A 24,370-nucleotide genomic window follows, 5' to 3' on the forward strand; every position below is an offset into this window, starting at 1 on the left:
TATTTCACTGCCTTGCTGATTGAACTTCGCTGAAATGTCAACACAACCTAGCAATCGTCTGTGTTCTATCCATGCTGAATCTCGAACGCATCTTGAAACAGGATCGTCTGCTATGGGCAATGACAGGACTTAATTGCAAAGCGTTTGAATCCCTCCTGCCGAGTTTTGCACAAGCCTACGAGCAAAGCCGAGTCAACCGAGACGTCGAGCGCCAGCGAGCGATGGGAGGAGGGCGAAAAGCAACGTTACGCACGAGTCGTGAAAAGTTGTTCTACATCCTGTTGTACTGCAAATGCTATCCCACTTTTTCGGCTTGGGTGGGTTTGGGTGCAAGTTGAAATTTGATCTTCGCCATCACTTGCGGAGGGGCTTTTTGCAGAGCGACGGTAATCGCTCAGACACGCTCACCGTAGTTCAGCAAATCGTAATCTTCTGTGTATGCCTCTTAGTCATTAAAAAACCCTCCTTTATCAATTTCAGCAACAACAAATTTATTGCTTCCGTAAGCAAAATGATCAACAAAAACGCTAAACCATTTCTTGACAAGGAATGATTGAGTTCAAAATTAAAAACAACGTTAAGTGATTGGTGATTGCGATCACTAGATTGTATGCTCTTGATCACTCTTCATTTTATTGCTCAAAATCCCAGCATACTTTTTCCACTTCTGCGATAACTTCATTACTACATGACTAGTTTTGCTAAATTTTAGAAGCTTTGATGAAGATGGCCGAAGCTCGAAACCTTTGTCCTGAGAATAACGTGCAGCTAATGTAGGTTAGATTACTGCTCGCTCTAAATTACTTTTCAGTGATTCAGTCGTCTTTCATACTAAGCACGAATTGATATCCACTGAATCAAAGCATTTCTGCCCTTTTTCGGAATGGATGCATAACGACGTGTAGTCACTCGTGTAGTTACTAAAGAGATTTCGATCTCATCGCTCGAGCAACGCTTAGGTTGGTCAGTCTCCACTTCTGGAACCTATGCCTGTGTTCTCAAGTCCTAAAAGGCGGGGAACACTAGCTACACAACCAACCGCTTCTTATTCGTACCCAGAGCAACCGAAACGAAACATGATGCCAGCAACCTCTTTCTACGCTGATGCAGACTATGACTCCTCAGCTGTGGAGCAGCCATCTCCCTTCGTGGCACGGTTTAATGATCGCGACGATCTCGAACCCTCGCCCGAAGATCTGGTGGATCTTGACTTGGGCTATGTCCCGCAAGGCACGCAAAACCTAGGGCGTCGGACAACTGATTTAGTTCGGCTGTATTTACAGGAAATTGGCCGCGTCCAATTGTTGGGACGAGATGAAGAAGTCTCGGAAGCCCAAAAAGTGCAGCGCCACATGCGGCTTTTAGAGCAACGCAACGAAGCGGGAGAAACAGGAAACACACCCGTCCACCGCTATGTACAGTTGATTGATGCCCGCGATCGCTTAGCCTCTATTCTGGGACACCGACCGTCTCTAGAGCGGTGGGCCACCGAAGCAGGCGTTGAAGTCTCTAACCTCAAGCCGATTTTGGCTCAAGGCAAACAGGCGTGGGCCAAGTTAGTCAATCTAAGCACTGAAGAATTAGATCAGATTCAAACTTCAGGAATCAATGCTAAAGAACACATGATTAAGGCAAACCTGCGCCTAGTCGTGTCTGTTGCTAAGAAATATCAAAATCGTGGTTTAGAACTTTTAGATCTGATTCAAGAAGGCACATTAGGTTTAGAGCGTGCCGTTGAAAAATTTGATCCAACCAAAGGATACCGCTTTAGCACTTATGCCTATTGGTGGATTCGGCAGGGTATTACCCGTGCGATCGCCACTCAGAGCCGCACGATTCGTCTTCCAGTTCACATCACCGAAAAATTAAACAAAATTAAAAAAGCTCAACGCAAAATCTCTCAAGAAAAAGGTCGGACTGCAACAATCGAAGATATCGCTGTAGAACTTGAGATGACGGCTCCTCAAGTTCGGGAAGTCTTGCTGCGAGTGCCGCGATCGGTTTCTCTAGAAACCAAAGTGGGCAAGGAGAAAGATACAGAGTTAGGCGATCTGCTCGAAACGGAAGAAATTACGCCAGAAGAAACATTGATGCGCGAATCCCTGCGGCGGGATTTGCTGCAACTTATGGCAGACCTCACCGATCGCGAACGAGATGTGATTCAAATGCGGTTTGGCTTAGGCAGCGACGGACAGCCCTATTCCTTGGCAGAAATCGGTCGAGCGCTCGAACTCTCTAGAGAACGAGTCCGGCAGATTGAAGCGAAAGCATTGCAAAAACTTCGTCAGCCTAAACGACGCAATCGTGTGCGAGACTACCTAGAATCGCTAAGTTAAAGGCTTGCGGTTCTAAAATCTGGGCAGTTGCCTTCCTCAACTGAATATTATTATCAATAAGGCGAACTTCTTGCAAGTCGCCTTATTTTTAGTTATGCTATATTCTCAAGAAAGGAGGCTTTGTTGAGAATGTTAAACGCTCCTGTTTATACTTCAGCCTCACTCAAGGCTGAACTGAATGAGAAAGGCTGGCGCTTGACTCCACAGCGCGAAGTAATTCTCACCGTGTTTCAAAATCTGCCAGAAGGACAGCACTTGAGTGCTGAAGATCTCTACGCTCTACTGGAAGAACAAGGAGAAGGCATTAGTCTATCGACGATTTACCGCACCCTAAAGCTCATGTCTCGCATGGGCATCCTGCGGGAACTGGAACTAGCAGAAGGTCATAAGCACTACGAAATCAATCAGCCTCATCCGCATCATCATCACCATCTGATCTGCGTGCGGTGCAGTAAAACAATTGAGTTCAAGAGTGATCCGATTCTAAAGATCGGCACGAAAGCTGCCCAGAAGGAAGGTTATCACTTGCTAGATTGTCAGTTGTCGATCCATGCGGTCTGCCCGACCTGCCAGCGATCGCTGTTGGTGTAACTCATGGATACGTAACTCGCGCATCTAATCCCTGCGATCGCAGCAGTCTCGTTTGTCTATCTGCCGCTTCCCGAGAAGGAAACGTGCCCGCTTGAACATAATCTCCTAGACGCGAGCCTGACAAAAAGGCAGTTGGTGCGTATTGTCGCACCTTTGCTAGGATAGTGTCGTCGTTTTTCGGCACGATGACGACATATCGCTCATTTGCGTCTCCGCCTACCGCAGATGAAATTCCTAAGGCACTCAGGGTTTGAGCATCAGCACTTCCAGTGATAGCAAGCTGTCTATCTTGCTGAAATCGAGTCACTGCGTCTTGAGTGGCAGAACCGTAATAGCCTGTCACGGAGGTATTGAAGTAGCCTAGGTTGGCTAAGCGACGCTGTAATTCTTCCACATCAGCACCGCTATCGCCAACACCAAGCTGCCGACCAGAGGGTTGATAGCTGGGCGAGGGGCTAATTCCTAAGGCTTGATAGACTTGAGTTCCGACAATGCCATCCGCGATCAAGTTGCGATCGCGTTGAAACCTTAGGACAGCCTCTGTCGTATCTTGCCCAAATACCCCATCAATGGAGCCTCTGTAATAGCCCAGCGCCGCTAATTGTTGCTGAAGGTTAGTTACGGCGGCTCCGCGATCGCCCTCCTGAAGGACACCATCAGAGGGGTAGATGGGGGCAGATCGATCACTATTGTCAGGGATACGATCGCCTTCAAATTGCGCCATTGCCGATTGAGCAACCCCGAAAATAATAGAGCTGATTAGTAAACTCAGAAGGTTTAAGTAAGCGGGTTTAGAAAACTGCCGTCGATTTAATTTGCTCATGATTTTATAAGCTTCGACTAAGTTAGTAAAGAGAAGCTTTTACCTTTCATAAATAAATATTAACTAAGTTCGACACTAACGCCCAGCAGTTTCAGGACGAAATCGCTATGTCTTTCGATAGAATTTTGGATATTTGTACTAATCAGAAATTTATATGTAAATTTTTCGCTCTACTCAATGTTTCCAGCTTTAACCCAGCCTTCTTTTTCGCTTGCTGGAAGTCTCACCTTTTGCCAACCACCATCTGGGCTAGTTTCTAGAACAACTACTCGATCGTTATACTCGATACCACCAATCTGACTCCCATTAGGACCATCTCTCAAAATGAGGCCAATTGGTTGAGTGACTCGCGCTTCCGTTGCACCTGACGGCAACGGTTTAGCAGCTGGCTCGCTTGAAGATGGCTCAGCCGTCTTATTGGCTTTAGCGGCTGTAGCATTTGATGACTTCGCTGCTGGCGCGTCGTTGGGATAAATTGGCTTTGCAGGCGAAGCATTGTATTTTGCAATCACAATACGAGCGGCGATAAAGCCGCCTCCAGCAATGAGACCAATCGCTACTAGCAGCCCAAGGAGCACTTTAGAAAAGCCAGACCAACTCATGAGTCACCTGATGCAATAAGTGAAGCAAGCCAAATTTTACCACTCATCCTTCTGGCTGCTGCAATTGGCGCTGAATTCGATCGCTCAGACTGCTGTGTTTTGAGGCGAGTCTTGCTTTTCCAGCCGAGGCCCAGTCCTGGAGAAATTCGATTTGCTCTTTGGCAGTGCGGGCAAGGGGGACGGTTTGACTCGCCGCTTCTAGAATATCGTCGGTAGTAAAATCGCGGTTTTGACTAAAGCCTAGATGCATCGCTTCAATTAGCGCTTGCTCAATTTCGGCTCCAGAAAAATCGGGCGTTTCATAAGCGAGGCGATCGAGGTCGTACTGGTCCAGATTGTGCGATCGCAGTCTCGATAAATGCACCTCAAAAATGGCGCGTCGTTCTTCTTGACTGGGCAAACCGACAAAGAAAATTTCGTCAAATCGGCCTTTTCGCAACATCTCCGCTGGAAGCGATTGAATATTGTTGGCAGTGGCGACGACAAAAACAGGAGATTTTTTCTCTGCCATCCAGGTAATAAAGGTTCCGAACACACGGCTTGTTGTACCCGCATCACCGCGACCATCGACCCCTGAAAAGGCTTTATCAATTTCATCAATCCACAGAATGCAAGGCGCAAGGGCTTCTGAGAGTTGAATCATTTGACGAGTTCGAGACTCTGACTCGCCGACTAAGCCCCCAAAGAGGCGACCTACATCTAGTCGCAGGAGCGGCAAATGCCAGTGGTGCGCGATCGCTTTTGCCGTTAGCGATTTTCCGGTGCCCTGAATCCCAACTAGCAGTAGCCCTCTAGGAAAGGGCAATCCATACTGCCGCGCCCGTTCTGAGAACGATCCGCCGCGTCGAATCAGCCAGTCTTTGAGGTTATCCAATCCGCCGATATCTGAAATGTTTTCCGTAGCCGGATAGAAATCTAAAATCTGAGTCTGCCGGATGGTTTGGCGCTTTTCTTCTAAAATCAAATCGACATCTTCGGGTCGCAGTTCACCATGTAGAGCTAACGCCCGCGCCAAAACCCGTCGGATTCGCTCAATTGATAACCCTTGGCACGATCGCACTAATTCATCTAACACCTTACCTTCTAAGCGCTGTCCAGTGGCACTCAAGAGGCGCTCAATCTCGGTTGCGATTTCAGCGGCGTTAGGTAGGGGAAACTCAAGTACTGTTAGGACTTCGCTCAAATCTTCTGGAATGGCAACTTGTGAGGAGAGCAACACCAAGTTTTTCGGTTGAGATTTTAGCAACCGCAGAAGATTACGCAGTTTGCGCGAGATGGAGATATCTTCTAAGAAGCGATGAAAATCTCGCAGTACAAAAATTGCGGCAGCACTAGCAGGAAGCTTTTCGACGAATTCCAGGGCTTGCAGCGGATTGCGTTTGCCAAATCCGAGATCGTTAGGATTCCCCTGATAGCCATCGACAAAATCCCAGGTGTAAACCGCTCGATCGCCCTGTTGTTTTGCTGACAGAGCGATCGCAGCTTCCACTCGTTCCTCTTCGCGAGTTGGGATATAGATAATCGGATATCGTGCTCGTAGCAGCAGATTAAACTCGTCGCTGAAACTCATAGCAGGTGCAGGTCAATAGGAATCTCACCTCTATACCGTACAACACCGCCCTTCCTAGGCAACACATCCCTACGAGGGGAGGTGTCCCTTCAAGGCGTTGAGCGATGCCCATCGTCGGTCAGTGATGTGAGCATTTTTATCCTCAACTTCAATCCCTTGACAAGACTGGCTACACAATTGACGTTGGGGAATTTCTAGACACAGTTGCTCATAGAGCCACTTTTCAGGGTCGAAATATCCGTTTGGCGGCAACGACTCCATCAGATCGTCTAGGGTCAAATCGCGATCGAGGGGAAGTTCTTCAGTCGGGTCAGCAGCGTCGTTAAGCCAAATCATCTCTGATGGAGAAACAGAAAGACGATAATTGAATTGCTGCAAGCACCGATGACAGGTGAGGGTTACGATCGCTTCTGCCTGCGCTGAAACCTCTAAATAGTTGCCTTGGTGAGTAATAGTGATGGTGCCTTGAACGGGAGTTAACGTTTCTAGACCTTTAATCGGCTCTTTAAATTCAAGGGTTTCGGTTCGCTCAGGGGCGTGTGTTAATCGAGGAATATGAATCGCTTTCATTAAAAACAGTTACTCTCTAGTAACTCGAAAACGCCAATTTTTTCTTTGGTTTTAATCTGGTTCTTTAAGTTTGATCTTAGCTTTGATCTGAAGGGTGGGCAAATCGCACCACCAAATTTCGATGGGGTTCTTGCCCACGGCTGAAGGTTTCTAGATCGGGTTGATCTTGTAGCAGAGAATGAATTTGGCGACGTTCGGCAGAGGAGAGGGACTTAATCTCGTATTCTTCGCCTGTCTCACGGACGCGATCGCTCGCAGTTTGAGCGATCGCTGCTAACTCTTGCTGACGCCCTTCACGGTAGCCATTTAGCTCGATCGTTACCGATCCTTGCTCTTCCTGACTTAAGCCGAGGTTCAGCGCAGAATTTGCTAAATACTGAATCGCATCCAGTCCCGCTCCGCGATCGCCAACTAAAATGTCAATTTGATGGGGATGTAAAGTCGCATGGTCAATCGTCAGCCAGCAGCTTTTCCCAAATGAATTTTCTCGAACTTCGGCTGAAACCGTCGTCGATAGCCCCGCCAACTTCAAAAAATTCTCTAGCCACTGCTGACCCCGTTGCTGTAACTGATCACCCATCTCACGTTATGCCTTCTTCTTACGACCGGGTTCAAAGGGCAGCGCTCCATCTGTCAATGTCGCTGCTGCTCCACCACCATTTTTTGCTTCTTCGTCAACAATCTTTTGAAGATTCTCTGGAAGCGGTTCACGAGAGAGAATGAAGGTTTGAGCGGTCTGAAAAATGTTTGCGATGACCATGTACATCAATACTCCAGCCGGCAACGGGAAGAAGAAGAACATGCCAGAAAAGATCACCGGAGTGATTTTGTTGACTGTATCTTGCTGAGGATTACCCGTTGATCCCTGTCCCGAAAGAAGTTGATTTATGTAAAGGCTGATTCCAAAGAACAGAATCATGCCGATAATATCCCAGTGCAGCGTTCCGTCCGGGTCAACCGCACCAACATGGCCAAGCGCGTTAATAAAGAGGAATCCTTTATCAGCCGCTAAACCTGGAATAATCGCTTGAAGCGTGACATCTCCAGGTTGCAGCGCTTCGATCGTTCCGTCTTCGTTGATCCGGATCCGCTCTGCTCCGGCAGTCACTTTGTACTTAGGAACTAGATTGGTGTCAGGGTATTCTGCCGTTAATTGGCTCAGTGGCTTTCCTTCAGGCGTTTGAAATTCAAATTTCGTCTTTTCGCCGACCGCCAACTTGGTTCCACTCGGCGCGATCGCTGAGATGCGAGAGTGTACACCATCGGACAAATAAATGTTTTGAGACGGGGTTACAAACGCTTGGGGCGTCACTTGCTCAATCTGCCCTTTCGGCAAAATTTGCAGGTTCACGTTGTAAGGCACGTCTGAAAAGGGTGATCCTCGCAAGGTTGCAAATAGCGCAAATAGAATTGGCATCTGAAGTACGACTGGTAGACAGCCTGCTAAAGGATTGCCAAACTCTTTGTAGAGAGCGCTAATTTCTTCTTGCTGCTTCGCTGGATCGCTCTTGTACTTCTCCTGAAGCTCCTTCATTCGCTTCTGCATCACAGGCTGAGACACTTTCATCCGCCGCATACTGCGAATTGAGCCAGCGCTCAACGGGTAGAGCGCGAAGCGAATTACTAAAGTCAGGGCAATAATTGCCAAACCATAGCTGGGTACGATCCCGTAGAAGAAGTCTAGGATCGGGAGCATGATTTTGTTGGAAAGAAAGCCGATACCAAAGTCCATTCGCTTTACGTCTACCTTAAAAATTGCTGTTTCAACCCAAGCCTCTCGATCGATTGAGATGAATCGAGATGACCAGATTCTAGTTTAGCGTTCACCGCGTCTATCGACGCTTGATCGATCGAGATTTCTATTTTTGAGACCCTAATCCGCCACTTACTTTTTTAGCTCGCTCGGATAGATGTTGATTGATATAGTCGTAAACCTGACGGAAATTTGGAACAGAGCGCATCTCTAAACGGCTACCGTCTTTTAGCGTCAATACCATATCACCCCAAGCACCAAGGCCACGGGGAACCGTGACAACCTTTGCAATTTCAGAGTAAATGATATCGGAGCGATCGCGACCCATCCACCCCCCCGTCACGCTTATCCGGCGATCCGTAATGCGATAGCGCAACCAGAATGCCCGTACGATGGAGCCAATGGTGAGCGGAATACAAATAATCGTAAATCCGAGCAGAATGTTGATGATCAAGTCACCAACATGAGGCCCGCCTTCGTAGTAAACCTCTTCTTTAATCGCCATATAGCACCTCGGCTTTTGTCAACAACTGCTCTAATTCTTGCAGAAATTGAAAATAATCACACCCAATCGCGGGTGCTTCTTCAGAATCCGCTTTTGACGATCTTTTAGAGCTTGGCGAAGCCAATCGCACGCCGATCACAATATTCCATCCTGGAGAGAGCCGAGGCAGTAGCTGACGGACCGCTGCCCGAATTTGCCGTTTGATCCGGTTGCGAACAACGGCACGCTTACTCACTTTTTTGCTAATTGAGATACCAATCCGCGTAGGAGCAGGCTCGCTTGCTAATTCTTTAGAGCTTGGCAGCGCTAATCGCAGCGCTCGTAATGTAAAACATGTAGAGCCGCGACGAAGCCCACGTTGATAGACAGCATCAAAGTCTCGTCGGTGCTTTAGTCGGTGATGCTTTGGCAATGCCACTGTGGTTTACTCAATCAGCGGTTCACTCGATCAGCGCAACGTCGCAGCAATCTCACTATCCCTGAGAAACAGATAGACGAATCCGCCCTTTATTACGCCGTGCTTTAATCACGTTCTGACCGTTCTTGGTTCGCATCCGGGCGCGAAATCCAGACACTCTTCTTCTCTTACGAGAGGTTCCTTCTAAAGTACGCTTCGTCATTGCCGTTGCTCCAGCTTAAATCAATCAAAAAATAAGTAGACTGCGGAAAATCGCCACAGTCTACTAGAGTATCATCTTTACCGAGTTATTGAATGCCGATAGTTATTGAATGCCAATAATCCAGGTTCCAAGAGTTCTCAGCAAGGGCGCATCGCCTGGCGAAAGCACATTGCAGTTGAAGTAGAACATGCCGCCGCTACTTGGATTTTTGACGTTTGAGAAAATAAGTTCTACGTTAGATGCCGCTGGAACAGGTTCTTGAGGAAACACTTCGATCACGTAGTTTTCTTTCTCCCACTTCACTTCTTGAATGGCAACTTTCTTGTCATTTACTCGCAGTTCGACATCTTTGGGATCAAACACACCTTTGTAATAGTTGGGGTAGTCGATCGAGAACTGCGCGACCGCGACTTTCATTTTGTCCTTCTTGACTCTCAGTCGGTAGCGATCCCAACTGCCTGAGTTGCCACCGAAGTCAAGGTGATAGTTGAGTTGATTTTTGGGTTCGACACCGCTAAAAATTGTGAATCCTGGCGTAGTTTGGGCACGTACCACCAGAGGAAGACTCGCCAGTAAACAGCCTGCGATCGCAAAGCTAGTGGTTGAGCGCACCAAAGAAGACGCCACTCGACGCATCGAACATCCTTTTAGCAGCATAGGTATTTGACCAGAAGAACAATGGTTAGGAGAAATGGAATGAGACTTCATGTAATGAGATTAACAGTTAAATGAGATCAACAGAAGGATTGATCAGAGGAGAGGCTTTGATTGATGCTGAATGCATTAACCTTCAAAATGTTCCCCCAAATAAAGTAATGACCCAATTTCTATCGGAAGTCTCCGGTGATGGGGTGCGATCGCGACTAACCGTAGCAAATTTTCAGACGGCATTCTGTTGGAGCGATTCTCCAGAGCTTGTAGAAATTAATTGCAATTCTGTTGCTTGTAGCGCTTCAAATGTTCCATCCATTTTTGGATCTGGAGGCACGAAGATGATGAACCCATCGCGCCCACGACTCAGAAGGACTCGATAGCTATTTAATCTGAGCCGTAGCGGATCGCGGACATCTTTCTGTCGAGTTGTACTGACCCATGCTCCATCGCGCCAAATCAGATCGTTACCCCAGCAGACAATTGGCAAGTCCAACTCCAGTCCTTGGCAGCTAAATTCTGTGACGACTCCATTCAAGGCACAACAGGAAAGCGATGAATCTGGTGAATCGATGTACCACGCTCCAACATTCAGTTTCTGAGTCGAAATATAATCGTTGTTGATATTGTATTGAGTTAGGTTGCGAGCGCGGGAAGAGGCAACAAAACCATAACGTTTATCAAATTGCTCATGATAGCGATCGCGGCAATAAGATTTAGCAGATTCTAAATCGCGGGTCAGATAGGTATCAAATCCTTCGCCCATCAAAGAAGGAATGGCTTTTGCTGCTTGATCAAATTCACCTAAAAGAACGTAAGCAATCCAAGCCTGCACATGCTGTGCCACATGTGTTCTGAGTGAGGTTGTAAGGTTAAATAAATCTTTAGTATGAAGGCGTTCTGCCGAAATTGCACTGAATACTTTCGAGGGTTCAGGGGCGCAGTGAACATGCCACTTAGAAGCAATGGGTTCAAATCCTAAATTCCACTGTTCAATGCCGTCTTCTTCGCCCACGTGGATCTGCTGACCTTCACCAATTAAACCGACCAAAACGCACCAATCTGGGATGCGATCGCAGATGCCAATGACTGCCCCCGCTGCCGCTGAACCTATGCCGTATTTTTCAGCCATGCGATCGCGATCCCAAGCTCGTTGCGCCTCATCAAAAACAATCATGTGTTCTTTTGGAGCGGTTTGGCGACGCATTTGATATTGAATATAAAAATTACGAACGGCTTGCACAAAAGCTTTGCTCTTGAGTGCATATTGCAAAACGGTCAGTAACGGTGCGTTTCCGGTGAGAAAAATAGCATTTCGCTTTCCATCGATCTGCAAAGGATTTTGATAAACAAACTGCAAACCGACTAATGTTTTTCCGGCTCCAGGGACGCCCGTAATTAAAACAAGATGACGCTCTTTTTTCTGCTCTGCCGTTTCTGCTAATTCATTGAGATAGGCTAACAGCTGTGGAATGCCTGCACTTTGAGCACTTTTGATGTTTGGAAGCGATTCGTTTTGAAAAATTTGCTGTGCCGCTTGAACCACCGTTGGCAGTGGTGAATAATTTGCATTAATCCAAGCTTCCGTACTGATTTCAGGCTGCGTTGTTTCTAACGAATCTAAATACGTTGCTATGTTGGATGGACGAACAATTTCTACTTTGTTGTGTAAACGATTTTCTTTTGTAGTTCGCGTGGGAACTAGTATCGCTGTGACCGGATGTCGAGACGACTCGCTGTGATACTCTGCCAAATCGCGGGCGTAGGCGGCTACTTGATCGATGTCTGCTGTGGATGGAGTTGATTTTTGCTTGAACTCGAAAACGAGAATATGACCTGCGCCAAGGATGACAACATCAGGACGGCGGCCCCCTTCGCTGGGCAGTTCATATTCAAAGATGATCGTCCAAGTTGCTGCATCAGGACGGGTTTGTAAAAGATTGGAGAGTTGCGATCGCAAGATCTCCCCGCACTCGATCCACGCTTGCTGTTGAGTAGCGGTCGATCGCTGTCGGTAGAGAAATTGATAGTTTGCGCTGAGCGTTTCTATCCAGTTGGTGGGTGCGGTTGAGAGAAAGGTGTTAATTTCGCCGCGCCAGCCATAGTTAATGGTCATTTGCTCTGTTTGATCGCATAAGTCGAGTTGGCTTGCATGTTCTATCATGTAACGAAGTTAAACATTTCGTGTTCGGCACTCCATCTACTGAGCAGAGGAGAACGAGAGGAGATTGAAAAACTCAGTGAACATGACTTCAAGTTTCTAAGACTGCTTCTCAGCGAGAGAATAAAGGTTTTATGTCGTAATTAAAGAATTTTTTGGAGTGTTATGGGATGATTGATGACGTGAGCTTCCGAAGCGTGGAAAAGTCAATCGCGGTTGTTAAAGGTTGACTGTTGAAATTTGATTGTTGATGCGATCGTCCATATCTAATGGAGAAATACTATGAAACGTCATCTACGATTTTCGGCTCTTAGCATCCTGTTAATGGGGCTAATCGCTTGCTCTCAGTCGCCGAGTGCTGAAAGTTCGCAACCCTCTACCTCAGTTGCTGCATCTCCCAGTGCAGGAAGTCCAAAGCCAGCATCTTCGGTACCAGCCTCTCCTGTGTCCTCTCAAGCAAGTTCCAACGGAGATTTAACTCAACTGTTTAGTCGAGTTTGGCGAGTGACGAAAGCACCTTCAACGCCTGCCTCGGGCAGCATTTACACCTTTCTACCTAACGGGACGCTGCTACAAACTTCTTGCGTCGAACCTTACCGAATTTCGACATGGACAATTGACAAGAATGCGCCTCGCGTCTTGCGTGTAGTTGAAGATGGACAACTGGCGTTTACGGCGACAATTTCCCAGTTGAGTGACACTACACTCCAGTTGCAGCAGACTCTAGTTCGCAGCAACGAAAACCGAAACATCACTTTGAGCGCTGTGCAACAAGAGTTTGTGTGTCCTGACTTACCCAAACGTTAGTCACGCAGATGTTCAGTCATAATTCAGAAGCAGTTCTCATTCACCGTTAACGAATTCTCATTACGGCTCAGAAGTTTTCTAGTAAAGGCGAATTTAACGGTTTTGTACACTTAAATTCAGCAACACTGAGTTTTTTACTTGTTCTTCTTGAGCATGACGAACACATCGTAGCGGGCAGTGCGATCGCTCGTGATCGCCGCCGTTACGCCAATGGAATTCATCGCTTCGAGAGCTGTACGATTGGTGATCGGCAACTGCAACAAGGGAAAATTCTTCAGTTCAAGCAAGCGATCGATGTTGACGAAGAAATGGCCGTTGTTTTGAGTGATCTCTGAAGCCGTAGTCTTGCGAAACATCTCGTTCTCTGCCAAAGCACTCGCGGGTTTGGGTAAGAAAGTCTGAGCTACAGGTGCGCCCAACGAGAGAAACGCGACATCACCATCCATCCATCCCCGGCTGATATTGATATTGGCAGTAGGCAACGACCAATTGACCACAGATTGGCCAGCAACCTTAGATTCTTCGACCTTAAAGGTATACTTTGCGGCCATTGTTTCATCGAGCCGCTTGAAAGTTGCTTCCGCCGCGCGGCGATCGTTGGTCTGTACCATAACCACTAATCCAGCAGGTAAATTGGCAGGCGCGCTCTGCTGAGCCGGAACCAGCGCCAACGTAAATTCTCCGTCCATCCAGTTCAGGAAATCTTTGTCTAAATCCAAACCAACGGTGGTTTTAATTCCTTGCTTGAGTCCTTCTGGATTGACCAATCGAATCGGATTTGCCGCCGCTCCTTGAGTATAATCTTTCCAGAATTGTTTAAAGTTCCCGCCAGATGCCATCATTAGCGTATCGGCTGGCAATCGGTTTGGCATAATCTTGGCATTATTTCTCGTGTCAAACCGCCGTTGACTATCCGGTTTCAACCAAGACAGACTCTTAAATTGGATGCCGTCTGCCGCCAAGATCGCCGTTCCTGCTAATCCCTGATTTTGCTGAACTTGGCTCAAACTCTGTGGGGGTAACGGACGGTTTGAGTTTGCCGCCGAGGTATTAGCGGCGGCGGGAATATTGACATAAAACCGAGCTAGCGGTCGCTCTGCTTTAATCTGCGTCAAAGCATCTCCGTACCCCGGCGTTCCGGTCAGGGCTGCCCCTCCTTTGTAGGTGTCGATCGCACGTTCGATCGCTTTTGGACTATTGGCTAAGACAATTTCCTGAGCATCTAGCACCGCAACCGAAAGGCTCTGGGCTGGATCACCCTGATTTTCGCGAACCTGAACGCCTTTATACTGCCGCTCAGCCCATTTCCCTTTCGAGGCCGCAGACTGTTCTAACGTCTGTTTTGCCTTGACCGGATCAGCGATCGGCAGCACCATGATCATCGGCTGCGAGTTCACGGCAGGTTGAGAAGGGTTGGAGTTGTCAATTCCAGCTTGCGGCGGCAAAAATGCCATCGTTACTTCTTTGCCCACCCACGGCTGCACGTCTCGTCCATAGTCTAACCCCCGACTGGTGAGAATCCGATCGCGCCACTGGCTTAAATTCTGCTCAAATGCGGCTTGACTACGTGGCGTACCAAACTCTCGAACCTGCCGCCATTGATTCTCTTCGGTTGTTACCGACAACACCATCAGTGCATCTTGAGGAATGACACCCGAACCGACGGGCATGACGCTGAGTTGCCCTTGGCGAGAGAGTAACAAATACGCGATCGCGCCGCCTCCCACCAACAGAGCGGCGGCTCCCGCAGTAAGTAAGAGTTGAGGCTTTTGAGGGCGAGATTTAGGTTTGGCGTTCATGAGCAGGGACTGTGCAAGATAATGCCATGCCACTGTAGCAAAGTCTAACGGATCTGGGGCGAGAATTTTGAGTATAGAACAGTCTAGAGCAGGACGGGTTGCGCGATTGGCTCAGCCAAGTTCCGAGGGATCGCTCGATAAAGGGTGTCGCGTTGAGCAAATGGTCTGCCAATTTTAGCAATTGCGCTCTGCAAGGTTTCGACTTCCATGCAGGTTCCGCCGATCGCGCCTGCCATCGTGGTGATGTGTTCTTCCATTAGGGTTCCGCCGATGTCGTTGCAGCCCCACCGCAGCGCTTCGATCGCGCCTGGAAGTCCGAGCTTTACCCAACTGGGCTGGTGATTCGGAATCCAGTTGCCAAGGAAAATTCGGGCGACTGCCATCAGTAAGAGCGAGTCAGACAGGACGGGCTGATCGCGCCCGACACGTCGCTGCAGAGGTTTGGGGGCGTCTTGTCCGACAAAGGGCAGCAGAATGAATTCTGTGATGCCGGTGTATCCGTGCCGTTTAGCAGATTGTTGCAGCGATCGCAGTAAGTCTAAATGCAGCATCTGCTGTTCTGACGTTTCAATGTGCCCGGATAGCATGGTGCTGGTGGTCGGAATACCCTGCTGATGCGTGGTCTGAACAATCTCCAACCAGGTTTTGCTGTTTAACTTTTCCGGGCAAAGAATCTTTCGTACCCCATCATCCAGGACTTCGGCAGCCGTTCCGGGCATCGAATCGACGCCTGCCTCTCGCAGGGCTGTAATCACCTCTGCAAACGAGAGGTTATCTTCTCGGGCGATGAATTGGACTTCTTGCGGAGAGAACGCATGAAGATGTAATTGCGGAAATGCGGACTTGATGGTTTGAATCAGTTGCACATAAAAAGACAGCGATGAACCCTTGAGTTTTGCGTCTAGATTCAATCCGCCTTGCATACAGATTTCAGTTGCGTTTCGCCTGACCGCATCCGTCGTTTTTTCTAAAATCTGCACCTCATTTAGCCAGTAGGCTCCTTCGTCACCACTATCTCGACGAAAGGCGCAGAAGCTACAGTGCTGCTCACAAATATTTGTGAAATTGATATTGCGATTGATCACATAGGTCACGGTTTCGCCAGCTTGTCGTTGCCGCAAGCGATCGGCAGTCTCGCGAATCCGTTCAATGGCGTTGGCCTCGGTTTGTTGCAGCAGCGCAACGCCATCCTCTGGTGCAATATCTTCTCCAGCCAATGCCCGTTCTAAAATCTCATCCACCATAATTCATTCCCTTTCTTCTAGCGCACCGAGCATGTGTAGAATGCGATCGCCATCTTCCAAATTTCCGGCAATCCGACGCACTGGCTTCGGGTAGACCTTAACCAAGGTCGGCGTTGCAGTGATCTGATCTAATTCTGCTTGTTCTGGATGCTTAAAAATGTCAATTATCTTCAGGGTATAAGGAGATTCTAAAGATTGCTCTAACAGTTCGTGCAAATTCTGCAAAATGCGTTGAGTCGTGGCGCTGTAGCCCGACACAAATAGTCGCAGCACATAGCCTTGAGGGTAGGGAGATGCCGAAATTTGCGGCGGACTCGTTTGAGCAAACGTCGGCGGTGGACTGGGGTGCGATTCTAGACGAAAGACTAAATCGTGATTTTCCCAAAGCTGAGGAAACTGATGGCGATACTGATCAATCACTACTGGATCGCATAAGCCTTCAGGCGATGGAGCCATCTGCCAAGGAACATCGGTTTCAAAAACGGCGTTGAGCAGCGATCGATAGCGAAAAACGGGAGGGTACGCCTCGGCAAAAATTCGCGTCTGCTGCATCTTAGTGTCAAACCAGCGATCCAGGGTGGCTGTATAGCATGGCACGAGGAAATGAGGCGGTTCTGGCAGTTCTAAAATATCTTGCAGCGCAGTACACAAATTGAGATGCCATCGCCCCCGCTTACTAGGATCGATGCAATAGACCAAATCGCCGCCTGGTGTAAACAGCGCGATGCCCTTGAAAAACGAGGGAACCGATCGTTTAAGAATAGTGTTCAAGGACAGAATTAGGACAACGCCAGGAAAAAAATGTGCTGGAATGTACCTCCCTTATACAACAAGACGATAAGTTGTAATCGATTATTCGTAATTTGTGATAGCACCGTTCGTCACTCTGAGCAGGTCATAGCTGAACGAGTTGTGACGCTGAATTAAAGAATTGCCGACAGATTCCCGTTGTCAGGGCGATCGCGCAAACCAATGACGAAACCGCCAGCAGGATCAACACCACAATTTGCAGCGCGATCGCTTGAATCGGATTTGCGCCGCCCAAAAGCTGACCGCTCAAAATACTAGGAAGAGTTGCTAATCCGACAATCGTCATCGTGTTCAGCGTTGGCAGCACTCCCGCCCGAATGGCATCTCGGCGATAGGTCGCGATCGCTTGAGTCGGGGCTGCACCTAAGCTCAGATGCGTCTCGATTTCCGCCCGATTTAAGGTGAGGGCACTGACCAATCGCTCTCCCGCGATCGCGGCTCCATTCATTGCATTACTGAGGACGATCGCAACTAGCGGAATCAAAAACTGCGGGTTATACCAGGGCTGCGCCTGCACGATTAGCAGTTGAGCATAGCCAACCGTCAGGGCTGTACTGATGCCCAACGACCCAATCACCCAAGGCATTAAGCGCGGCAGCTTTTGACTGATACGATTGCGAGTGACGATCGCGGCGACCAGCAGCAGAATGATGGCGACAAACAGAATTAAGAATGGACTCTGCGGCGGAGCGAATACAACCGCGAGGACATAGCCCACGACGACGAGTTGAAGAATCGCTCGTCCGGTCGCGATGAGAAGATTGCCTTCGAGTCCGAGGCGCTGCCAGAAAGAGAGCGCGATCGCAGCGACGACTAATCCCAACGCCCAAAAAATCTGACCGAACGAATCTACGGCTTCAGCGTTCAATACTCTGTCCCTTCTCTACGACTCCGTCCCTCATCTTGCCAGATTGTAAGTTTATTGAAACAATGTAGTCACTTCACGGTCTAAAGCTTTATTAGATCCCCTTCAAGGTACGTGGTGAAACTGAGTGACTACCATTCCCCCTTTTGACCTTTCAGAACAGTTCAAGCTCATTGGTTCCGATATCAATCAAGCCGTTTTAGAGGTGCTTGCCTCCGGTCGTTATATCGGTGGCGCGACGATTGAAAATTTTGAAAACCAGTTTGCCACCTACATTGGAGCCTCCGAATGCGTGACCTGCAATTCGGGAACAGATGCTCTCTATCTTGCTTTGCGATCGCTCAAGATCGGGGCAGGAGATCAGGTCATTACCTCACCCTTTACCTTCATTGCTACCGCAGAGACGATTAGCGCGGTCGGGGCAACGCCTGTATTTGTTGACATCGATCCGCGCACGTTTAACTTCGATTTAGATCAAGTTGAAGCGGCCATTACTCCCCAAACGAAAGCGATCGTTCCCGTCCATCTGTTCGGTCAACCCGTCGATATGACCCGGTTGATGGCGATCGCGACCGCTCACAATTTAGCCGTGATCGAAGACTGTGCTCAAGCCACCGGAGCCGAATGGGCGAGTCAGAAGGTGGGCAGCATTGGACATGTTGGCTGTTTTAGCTTTTATCCAACTAAAAATCTGGGCGCATGTGGTGATGGCGGCGCGATCATTACGAACGATCCTGAACTTGCTGCCACGGTCAAAATGCTACGCGACCACGGGCGGCGCAGTGGCTACTATCACGAAGAACATGGCGTCAACAGCCGACTCGATGCGATTCAAGCGGCTATTCTGCAAATCAAGCTCCGCTATCTAGACACTTGGAACGAGCAGCGTCGCCGCGTTGCCGATCGCTATCATCAGCTTTTATCACCGCTATCTGACCTTGTTCTGCCTCATGAAATTGCAGGCGGACGCTGCGTTTGGAATCAATACACGATTCGAGTCACTGAAACCGAAGCCGAACGCCGCGATGCGATCAAACGGGCCTTGCAAGAAAAAGGGGTCACATCGATGATTTACTACCCCTATCCGCTGCATCAACAGCCAATTTACCAGTCGTTGGGCTATCAACCTGGTCAATTGCCAGAAGCTGATCGCGCTGCCCGCGAAGTGCTGTCCTTGCCAATGTTTCCCGAACTGTCTGAACTGCAACAAGACCAGGTTGTTTACAGTTTGAAAGATTTGTTCGCTTGAAGCGAGCTTACTTTTCGCTGGCAAAGAGCTCGCCATTGTTGCCTGGTCTCAATTTGAGCCGCATTTTGGTTCGGCTCTTTTCCGTTTCAAAAGTTGTAGTTTTATATACTAGAATGAGATGTAAAGCAACAAATGGTAATCCTTCAAGCGGCAGTCGGGCATCAAGAGATTCGCTGAGCCTTTGATCATTAAACTTGTGATTAAAGAAGTTAGTAGAAGTGGAAAATACGGTTGCAAGGCTCAACTGCTGGTGATGGTTGTCCGCATCCTTCGTTTCAAGAGGTATTAAAAACCCGTGGGTCGAATTTCCCTTTCTCACCTAAGACAGTATGACGCTGCCGCGATCGCACAATACTACAGTCTCCGTCCGTGGCGAGCCATTTGGCGATCGTTGCGGATCATTTGGTACTTCGCTGGTTTTATTCTTGGACTCAAGTTTGATCAGTGGTTTGACCGATCAGAGCGGGAAAAACCTCATCGTGCCGCTCAATTACGGCACCTCCTAACGGCGTTAGGCCCAGCATTCATTAAAGTCGGACAGGCACTCTCTACACGCCCTGACTTGATCCGGCGAGATTTTCTAGATGAACTGATCAAATTGCAAGATCAGTTGCCGCCGTTTCCTAACGACATTGCGTTTCGCATCCTGCGGCTCGATCTAGACGCAGAAATCGATGAGGTTTTCGATGACTTCTCTCCAAACCCGATCGCGGCAGCTAGTCTGGCACAGGTTTACAAAGCACGCCTCAAAACTGGAGAAGAGGTTGCGATCAAGGTTCAGCGTCCAAATTTGCTACCCACATTGACGCTCGATTTGTATCTTATGCGGTGGGCCGCTGGATGGATGGCTCCCTGGTTGCCGTTAAATTTGGGACACGATCTGACGCTGATCGTGGATGAATTTGGAACGAAGCTGTTTGAGGAGATCGACTACCTCAACGAAGGCCGTAACGCTGAGAAGTTCGCAAACAACTTCCGCAACGATCTAACCGTGAAAGTGCCCAAAATCTACTGGCGGCACTGCACGCAGCGAGTTTTAGTTTTGGAGTGGATTCACGGCTTCAAACTGACCGATACAGTGTCGATTCAGCAAGCTGGCATGAATTCCGATGCGCTGATCCGAATCGGCGTAACGGCAGGGCTGCGTCAACTGCTGGAATATGGCTTCTTTCATGCCGATCCGCATCCTGGCAACCTTTTTGCTGTTGCTGGCGATCGCGGCGCTCAAATGGCGTTTATCGACTTTGGCATGATGGATCAACTTGGAGAAGAAGCGAAGGAAACGCTCGTCGATGCCATCGTACACCTAATCAACAAAGACTATACAGACTTGGCCCACGATTTTGTCAAGCTTGGATTTTTGGCTCCCGGAACTGACATTTACCCGATCATACCTGCGATCGAAGCGGTTTTGGGAGATATCATGGGCGAGAGCGTCCGAGATTTTAACTTCAAAACAATCACGGATCGGTTTAGCGAGTTGATGTACGACTATCCGTTCCGAGTGCCCGCGAAATTTGCGCTGATTATCCGATCGCTTGTCACTCAAGAAGGCTTGGCGCTGACTCTCAATCCTAATTTCAAAATCGTCGAGGTGGGGTACCCCTATGTTGCCCGCCGCTTGCTCACAGGAGAATCGCCGCGATTCCGTCGTCGCCTGATTGAAGTTCTGTTCAAGGATGGAAAATTTCAGTGGCAGCGCTTGGAAAACATGATTGCGATCGCGCGGTCAGACAGTAGCTTTGACCTTCTACCAACTGCTCAACTCGGCTTAAGCTATCTGCTTTCAGATGAAGGACGGTATCTTCGTCAGCAGCTACTCTTAGCCCTCACCGAAGATGACCGCCTCCATACCGAAGAGGTTCAACAGTTGTGGAACCTGATCAAAGACGACATTCAACCCGCTCGCATCTTGGGCGCAGCCTGGGGCGCGTTAGCAACCTTCTCGACTACTCGCGCTGCCGCTCTGATTCCGTCAATGATGCCTCTCACAAATTCGAGACCCTAACCTGAGGACAATCGTTATAGGATTACATATGACGAAAGGTAACGTCCTGATCTGACCTATAACCCTCCCCAACAAACAGTGAATTACTTTTTTCCTCAGCCTCCCTATCTTCTGTTGTGTGCAGGTCTACTTGCTAGTCTTGCGTCGGGATTAGCGTTTCAGGCAGTGCTGACCCAATCGGTTCGAGACTGGTCTCAAAATCGCTCGACTCGTAGCCTCGCGAATATGCGTGGATTCAATCTTTTCCTGCCGTTCTTAGGCATGGCAGGCGGCGCGTGCTTCTTTCTAGCGGCGGGTGTTGAGATTTTTGGATTTCCGACGAAACTTGCCTATGCGATCGCGGTTCCGATGACGATTTTTACCAGTTGGCTGGTGTGGTCGCAACTGGGCAAGATCTTAGCTCAAATCGAAGAAGGCGGATCTGCCGCCCTAGATTTAGATTCTTTCCGCTAACATTTCTGGGGAAGTTGGCATCGGTTCCAATTTCCCTTACCGATTGCTCAACCGTTGAAGCTGCTGTTGCGTTTTCGTTGCCCACGGCGAATTGCCTTGAGCAGAATAAAGGTCTTTGGCATAGGCAAGAATTCGTTTGGCTTCTTGCAAATTGCCTTTTCGCACAAACGCTAGACCCGCTGCATAGTAGGCATTAGCAAATTTTGGATTTGCTTTAGTGGCTTGCCGGAAGGCAGATAGTGCGCCCTCTAAATCGTTTTGGGTATAGAGAATTGTTCCCAAACTATAATGGGCGACCGCATAATTTGGATTGCGCCCAATTGCTTGTTTGAATGCCGCGATCGCATCGGCTGACTTGCCTTGACGCTGATAGACCAATCCCAAATGGTAGAGCGGTTCTGAGGCATTCTCGCTTAGTTTTGCCGCTTGCTGAAACGCCTTGATCGCGCCCTGCTGGTTGCCGGATTGCGCCAAAAGCAGTCCAAGATTGTAGTGAGACAATCCTAATTTTGGGTCAAGGTCGAGCGATCGCTGTAAATACTCTTTTGCCTGCGGTAAATTACTGCCTTCTAGCAGCGCGGCTCCCAAGTTGGCATAGGCCAAGGCAAAATTGGGACTCGATTGTGTCGCGAGATAAAACGCATCGGCAGCGCCTTGGAGTTGTCCTTGTTGCCGAAGCGCGAGTCCTAAGTTGTAGTGAGCGGCGGTTAATCTTGGATTGAGGCGAGCGGCTTCGCGAAACGATGTGATCGCCTCATTCAATCGTCTTTGTTGCACAAACTGCAAGCCCTGATTGACAATCGCTTCAGCCGATTTTCCTGGCGCTTGAGCCAGTACAAAAGGCAATTGAGGGGGCAACACGAGAGGACTGAGGGAAAGCAGCCCGCTCACTATGAGCAAGCTTAGAGGTTTCAAAAATGGCTTGGCAGACATCATGGCTTACACACTATTTGCGAAAGCGCAACGTTTACAGGATACGCAGCCAATCATAACAGCAGAACATCGCTTAGCTTGTTTGAGCGCGGATCAGAATGAAAATGTTGAATTTAGTTCAACCCAGATTAGCGGCAACTAGCAGCCCCTCCTACAACTTCCGGATAGCTGCCATTCAACTTGGTTTCATCCTCGCGATCGCATCCAGTCTGAGCTAGGAGGTGTGCCAATGACGACAATCCATATCGCTGTGCTAATCGGGCGACGCGCGAATTTGCACTGACAGAAATGCCACGAATCTCGATTAACCCCAACTCGCGAAACCCAAGCTCGATCAATGCTTTTGTAGTCTTGATCGCATAGGGGTAGCGCTCCCAAAATTGGGATGCTAATTCGATGCCCAGTTCTGCTTGATCCGTAGCATCGATCTGACAGTGCTTTCAGTCTAGCTGCTCCTGCTTTGCGTCACTTAAAGTCAGACGTCAGCGTGCCTTCTGCAACTGTTTGATCAATTTTTGGGCTTCAGCGTAAATCTGAGGACTCTCCCTTGGAACCAGTTGCGCGGCAGCGATCGCTTGCTTGTAGTTCTTCTGCTGAGCGCGTTTCTGTGATATCTCCAAAATATCGCCGCTCCAGCGCTCAATATCTTGCTGAGCTTGATTATAAAGAGGATCAGATGAAGGAATTTTAAGCGCCAGTAAGATCGCTTTGTTCGCGTCGGAGGCGTTGACTGGCTTGATCAGCGATCGCGCATTCTCTAAGACCTGCTGACTAGTGTTTGCTGGTGGAGCAACTGCTTTTGGAGTTGCGCTAGATGAGTTCTGTTGCGCAGCAGGTTTTGAACCTTTAGACGAAACGCCACCAACCGGGGCTGAAGCAGATTGAGCGCCATTGGAAGTATTGACAGCGGGCGGGATTGCAGTTTGTTGCCCAAAGAAATTATCTCGCTGTCGCCACAGCACGCCGAGCAACAAGACTAGCAGCAGGGCGCTACCTCCAAATAAAACTTTCTCCCACAGCGATTCGTCCGGGGCATTGCTGGCTGCCATCTCTGCGGGCTTAGGATCTAACCTTGGGGGAGAAACGGGTTTTGGAGGCAGATAGACTGGATCGGGTGGGGAATCTAGTTCGATGGCGTTCGGCGTATCCTGAATATAAGACGCAGGAGGTGCTTCTATAGCGACAGGAGCGGTATCCATGATGGAGGTGTCAAAAAAGTCGTCTTCAACCGTAAACGGGTTGGGAATGGCTGGTTTCCACGGCTCGGTTTCTGCCCAATTGACCGGAGTGATGACCTGATAGACCTGTTCTGGATTCGAGACCACGAGAACCGGATGCTGCACCGGGCGATCGTGGTGATTGCAGAGTTCAGGAAGGCGGGCAGTCATAAACTCTTCTAGCCCAGAAAGCGTCGAGCATTGATGCGATCGCAGTCCTTCTACCAGTGCGGTTGTAAATAATCCCTGATTGAGCGCCATGACTTCGTGTGAAAACTCGTCCGGGCGACACGACAGTAGTGTGGGAACGCTGAATTCTTTAGCTAATGCCGCAGTTTGAGCGCCAAGGTTCTCTCCGGCTAAGATGCCTTGACTATGGTTGATGTCGAGCAGCAGCAGTAAGCGCTCAGTGGGCAGAGTGCTGAGTTGCTCAAACAGCGATCGCATTGTGACGCCTGTTGAAGCTACGTCGGCGGGATTGCCTTCAATGCCTAATAAATAGTCTTGTCCGTCGAGGCAGACGCCATAGCCACTGAAAAACACCCATACCCAATCTTCGGGACGTGCCAATTCTTGCTTAAAGAAGCTAATCCAGTGCTGCAAGTTATCTCGGCTGGGATACGTCGAGCGACCTACCACTTCTGGAGAAGTGTCAGTCATGAGAATGCAGTGGTCGGGTAAAAAACCAGCTTCACTAACCAAGGCTTCACAGAGGGACTGTGCATCTTGTTGGGCAAAATTAAGCGGCTGAAGAGAACGATAGTGATTAATACCTACTGTAATTGCCCAATAGTTCGCCATCG

25 protein-coding genes are annotated in these 24,370 nt (G+C 48.9%); 7 read left to right on the forward strand and 18 right to left on the reverse strand.

Annotation, left to right across the window (positions count from 1 at the left end):
* Positions 1–71: 71 nt before the first annotated feature.
* The 3 genes from AC5JLB_RS29215 (at position 72) to AC5JLB_RS29225 (ending at position 2,927) form a co-directional block, all read left to right on the forward strand.
* Positions 72–338, forward strand: coding sequence for a hypothetical protein (locus tag AC5JLB_RS29215; protein ID WP_495877329.1), 267 nt, complete (start codon positions 72–74; stop codon positions 336–338).
* A gap of 741 nt (positions 339–1,079) precedes the next feature.
* Positions 1,080–2,336, forward strand: coding sequence for an RNA polymerase sigma factor SigC (sigC, locus tag AC5JLB_RS29220; RefSeq protein WP_495877363.1), 1,257 nt, complete (start codon positions 1,080–1,082; stop codon positions 2,334–2,336).
* A gap of 129 nt (positions 2,337–2,465) precedes the next feature.
* Entirely contained in the window at positions 2,466–2,927 is a 462-nt protein-coding gene (locus tag AC5JLB_RS29225; protein ID WP_495877330.1) for a ferric uptake regulation protein, read from the forward strand.
* Position 2,928: 1 nt separating this feature from the next.
* Here the strand turns inward: AC5JLB_RS29225 and AC5JLB_RS29230 are convergent, their stop codons facing one another.
* The 11 genes from AC5JLB_RS29230 to AC5JLB_RS29280 all read right to left on the reverse strand — a co-directional run bounded on the left by AC5JLB_RS29230 (position 2,929) and on the right by AC5JLB_RS29280 (position 12,185).
* Positions 2,929–3,750, reverse strand: a complete 822-nt coding sequence (locus tag AC5JLB_RS29230; RefSeq protein ID WP_495877331.1) for a peptidoglycan-binding domain-containing protein — start codon at positions 3,748–3,750, stop codon at positions 2,929–2,931.
* A 170-nt stretch (positions 3,751–3,920) separates the two neighbouring features.
* On the reverse strand, positions 3,921–4,352 hold the full coding sequence (locus AC5JLB_RS29235; RefSeq protein WP_495877332.1) for an SH3 domain-containing protein: 432 nt from the start codon (positions 4,350–4,352) through the stop codon (positions 3,921–3,923).
* A 43-nt stretch (positions 4,353–4,395) separates the two neighbouring features.
* The gene (locus AC5JLB_RS29240; RefSeq protein WP_495877333.1) at positions 4,396–5,922 is read right to left on the reverse strand and encodes an AAA family ATPase; all 1,527 of its coding nucleotides are present in this window, start codon (positions 5,920–5,922) and stop codon (positions 4,396–4,398) included.
* 69 nt (positions 5,923–5,991) lie between these two features.
* Entirely contained in the window at positions 5,992–6,492 is a 501-nt protein-coding gene (locus AC5JLB_RS29245; RefSeq protein WP_495877334.1) for a YceD family protein, read from the reverse strand.
* Between the two features lie 76 nt (positions 6,493–6,568).
* On the reverse strand, positions 6,569–7,072 hold the full coding sequence (locus tag AC5JLB_RS29250) for a Jag family protein (protein ID WP_495877335.1): 504 nt from the start codon (positions 7,070–7,072) through the stop codon (positions 6,569–6,571).
* Between the two features lie 6 nt (positions 7,073–7,078).
* Entirely contained in the window at positions 7,079–8,224 is a 1,146-nt protein-coding gene (yidC, locus tag AC5JLB_RS29255; protein WP_495877336.1) for a membrane protein insertase YidC, read from the reverse strand.
* Between the two features lie 127 nt (positions 8,225–8,351).
* On the reverse strand, positions 8,352–8,750 hold the full coding sequence (locus AC5JLB_RS29260) for a PH domain-containing protein (RefSeq protein WP_495877337.1): 399 nt from the start codon (positions 8,748–8,750) through the stop codon (positions 8,352–8,354).
* Positions 8,740–9,168 (reverse strand): ribonuclease P protein component, encoded by a 429-nt coding sequence (rnpA, locus tag AC5JLB_RS29265; RefSeq protein ID WP_495877338.1) that lies wholly within the window; start codon positions 9,166–9,168, stop codon positions 8,740–8,742. Before rnpA ends, AC5JLB_RS29260 begins: the two co-directional genes overlap by 11 nt.
* A 55-nt stretch (positions 9,169–9,223) precedes the next feature.
* Positions 9,224–9,370, reverse strand: a complete 147-nt coding sequence (gene rpmH, locus AC5JLB_RS29270; protein ID WP_495692083.1) for a 50S ribosomal protein L34 — start codon at positions 9,368–9,370, stop codon at positions 9,224–9,226.
* Positions 9,371–9,472: 102 nt separating this feature from the next.
* Positions 9,473–10,027, reverse strand: coding sequence for a DUF2808 domain-containing protein (locus AC5JLB_RS29275; protein WP_495877339.1), 555 nt, complete (start codon positions 10,025–10,027; stop codon positions 9,473–9,475).
* Between the two features lie 223 nt (positions 10,028–10,250).
* Positions 10,251–12,185, reverse strand: coding sequence for a DNA/RNA helicase domain-containing protein (locus tag AC5JLB_RS29280; protein ID WP_495877340.1), 1,935 nt, complete (start codon positions 12,183–12,185; stop codon positions 10,251–10,253).
* Between the two features lie 279 nt (positions 12,186–12,464).
* Between AC5JLB_RS29280 and AC5JLB_RS29285 the strand changes: the two genes are divergently transcribed.
* The gene (locus tag AC5JLB_RS29285; RefSeq protein ID WP_495877341.1) at positions 12,465–12,989 is read left to right on the forward strand and encodes a hypothetical protein; all 525 of its coding nucleotides are present in this window, start codon (positions 12,465–12,467) and stop codon (positions 12,987–12,989) included.
* Between the two features lie 134 nt (positions 12,990–13,123).
* Here the strand turns inward: AC5JLB_RS29285 and AC5JLB_RS29290 are convergent, their stop codons facing one another.
* From AC5JLB_RS29290 to AC5JLB_RS29305, 4 genes are all read right to left on the reverse strand, one after another.
* Complete coding sequence (locus AC5JLB_RS29290; RefSeq protein WP_495877342.1) at positions 13,124–14,788, reverse strand: DUF3352 domain-containing protein; 1,665 nt, start codon at positions 14,786–14,788, stop codon at positions 13,124–13,126.
* A gap of 83 nt (positions 14,789–14,871) precedes the next feature.
* Complete coding sequence (cofH, locus tag AC5JLB_RS29295; protein ID WP_495877343.1) at positions 14,872–16,032, reverse strand: 7,8-didemethyl-8-hydroxy-5-deazariboflavin synthase subunit CofH; 1,161 nt, start codon at positions 16,030–16,032, stop codon at positions 14,872–14,874.
* Between the two features lie 3 nt (positions 16,033–16,035).
* Positions 16,036–16,803, reverse strand: a complete 768-nt coding sequence (locus tag AC5JLB_RS29300; protein ID WP_495877344.1) for a circadian clock KaiB family protein — start codon at positions 16,801–16,803, stop codon at positions 16,036–16,038.
* Between the two features lie 124 nt (positions 16,804–16,927).
* Positions 16,928–17,710: an ABC transporter permease gene (locus tag AC5JLB_RS29305; protein ID WP_495877345.1), complete on the reverse strand. Its 783-nt coding sequence runs from the start codon at positions 17,708–17,710 to the stop codon at positions 16,928–16,930.
* A 124-nt stretch (positions 17,711–17,834) separates the two neighbouring features.
* Here AC5JLB_RS29305 and AC5JLB_RS29310 point away from each other — a divergent pair, with 124 nt between their 5' ends.
* The 3 genes from AC5JLB_RS29310 (at position 17,835) to AC5JLB_RS29320 (ending at position 21,417) form a co-directional block, all read left to right on the forward strand.
* Positions 17,835–18,956 carry a DegT/DnrJ/EryC1/StrS family aminotransferase gene (locus AC5JLB_RS29310; protein WP_495877346.1) on the forward strand — a complete coding sequence of 374 codons (1,122 nt, stop codon included), beginning with the start codon at positions 17,835–17,837 and terminating at the stop codon, positions 18,954–18,956.
* A 295-nt stretch (positions 18,957–19,251) separates the two neighbouring features.
* Positions 19,252–20,964 (forward strand): ABC1 kinase family protein, encoded by a 1,713-nt coding sequence (locus AC5JLB_RS29315; protein WP_495877347.1) that lies wholly within the window; start codon positions 19,252–19,254, stop codon positions 20,962–20,964.
* 78 nt (positions 20,965–21,042) lie between these two features.
* Entirely contained in the window at positions 21,043–21,417 is a 375-nt protein-coding gene (locus AC5JLB_RS29320; RefSeq protein WP_495692093.1) for a hypothetical protein, read from the forward strand.
* Positions 21,418–21,453: 36 nt separating this feature from the next.
* On the opposite strand, the gene AC5JLB_RS29325 is transcribed toward AC5JLB_RS29320, so the two are convergent.
* The 3 genes from AC5JLB_RS29325 to AC5JLB_RS29335 form a co-directional block, all read right to left on the reverse strand.
* Complete coding sequence (locus tag AC5JLB_RS29325) at positions 21,454–22,353, reverse strand: tetratricopeptide repeat protein (protein ID WP_495877348.1); 900 nt, start codon at positions 22,351–22,353, stop codon at positions 21,454–21,456.
* A 125-nt stretch (positions 22,354–22,478) separates the two neighbouring features.
* Positions 22,479–22,778, reverse strand: coding sequence for a GNAT family N-acetyltransferase (locus AC5JLB_RS29330; protein ID WP_495877364.1), 300 nt, complete (start codon positions 22,776–22,778; stop codon positions 22,479–22,481).
* A gap of 54 nt (positions 22,779–22,832) precedes the next feature.
* The gene (locus tag AC5JLB_RS29335; RefSeq protein WP_495877349.1) at positions 22,833–24,368 is read right to left on the reverse strand and encodes a caspase family protein; all 1,536 of its coding nucleotides are present in this window, start codon (positions 24,366–24,368) and stop codon (positions 22,833–22,835) included.
* Between the last annotated feature and the right edge of the window lie 2 nt (positions 24,369–24,370).

It is taken from the genome of Myxacorys chilensis, from assembly GCF_059505265.1.

Coding starts and splice junctions, on each gene's coding strand:
- AC5JLB_RS29215 (WP_495877329.1), top strand. CDS start 72: ATGCTGAATCTCGAACGCATCTTGAAACAGGATCGTCTGCTATGGGCA.
- sigC (WP_495877363.1), top strand. CDS start 1,080: ATGCCAGCAACCTCTTTCTACGCTGATGCAGACTATGACTCCTCAGCT.
- AC5JLB_RS29225 (WP_495877330.1), top strand. CDS start 2,466: ATGTTAAACGCTCCTGTTTATACTTCAGCCTCACTCAAGGCTGAACTG.
- AC5JLB_RS29230 (WP_495877331.1), bottom strand. CDS start 3,750: ATGAGCAAATTAAATCGACGGCAGTTTTCTAAACCCGCTTACTTAAAC.
- AC5JLB_RS29235 (WP_495877332.1), bottom strand. CDS start 4,352: ATGAGTTGGTCTGGCTTTTCTAAAGTGCTCCTTGGGCTGCTAGTAGCG.
- AC5JLB_RS29240 (WP_495877333.1), bottom strand. CDS start 5,922: ATGAGTTTCAGCGACGAGTTTAATCTGCTGCTACGAGCACGATATCCG.
- AC5JLB_RS29245 (WP_495877334.1), bottom strand. CDS start 6,492: ATGAAAGCGATTCATATTCCTCGATTAACACACGCCCCTGAGCGAACC.
- AC5JLB_RS29250 (WP_495877335.1), bottom strand. CDS start 7,072: ATGGGTGATCAGTTACAGCAACGGGGTCAGCAGTGGCTAGAGAATTTT.
- yidC (WP_495877336.1), bottom strand. CDS start 8,224: ATGGACTTTGGTATCGGCTTTCTTTCCAACAAAATCATGCTCCCGATC.
- AC5JLB_RS29260 (WP_495877337.1), bottom strand. CDS start 8,750: ATGGCGATTAAAGAAGAGGTTTACTACGAAGGCGGGCCTCATGTTGGT.
- rpmH (WP_495692083.1), bottom strand. CDS start 9,370: ATGACGAAGCGTACTTTAGAAGGAACCTCTCGTAAGAGAAGAAGAGTG.
- AC5JLB_RS29275 (WP_495877339.1), bottom strand. CDS start 10,027: ATGCTGCTAAAAGGATGTTCGATGCGTCGAGTGGCGTCTTCTTTGGTG.
- AC5JLB_RS29280 (WP_495877340.1), bottom strand. CDS start 12,185: ATGATAGAACATGCAAGCCAACTCGACTTATGCGATCAAACAGAGCAA.
- AC5JLB_RS29285 (WP_495877341.1), top strand. CDS start 12,465: ATGAAACGTCATCTACGATTTTCGGCTCTTAGCATCCTGTTAATGGGG.
- AC5JLB_RS29290 (WP_495877342.1), bottom strand. CDS start 14,788: ATGAACGCCAAACCTAAATCTCGCCCTCAAAAGCCTCAACTCTTACTT.
- cofH (WP_495877343.1), bottom strand. CDS start 16,032: ATGGTGGATGAGATTTTAGAACGGGCATTGGCTGGAGAAGATATTGCA.
- AC5JLB_RS29325 (WP_495877348.1), bottom strand. CDS start 22,353: ATGATGTCTGCCAAGCCATTTTTGAAACCTCTAAGCTTGCTCATAGTG.
- AC5JLB_RS29335 (WP_495877349.1), bottom strand. CDS start 24,368: ATGGCGAACTATTGGGCAATTACAGTAGGTATTAATCACTATCGTTCT.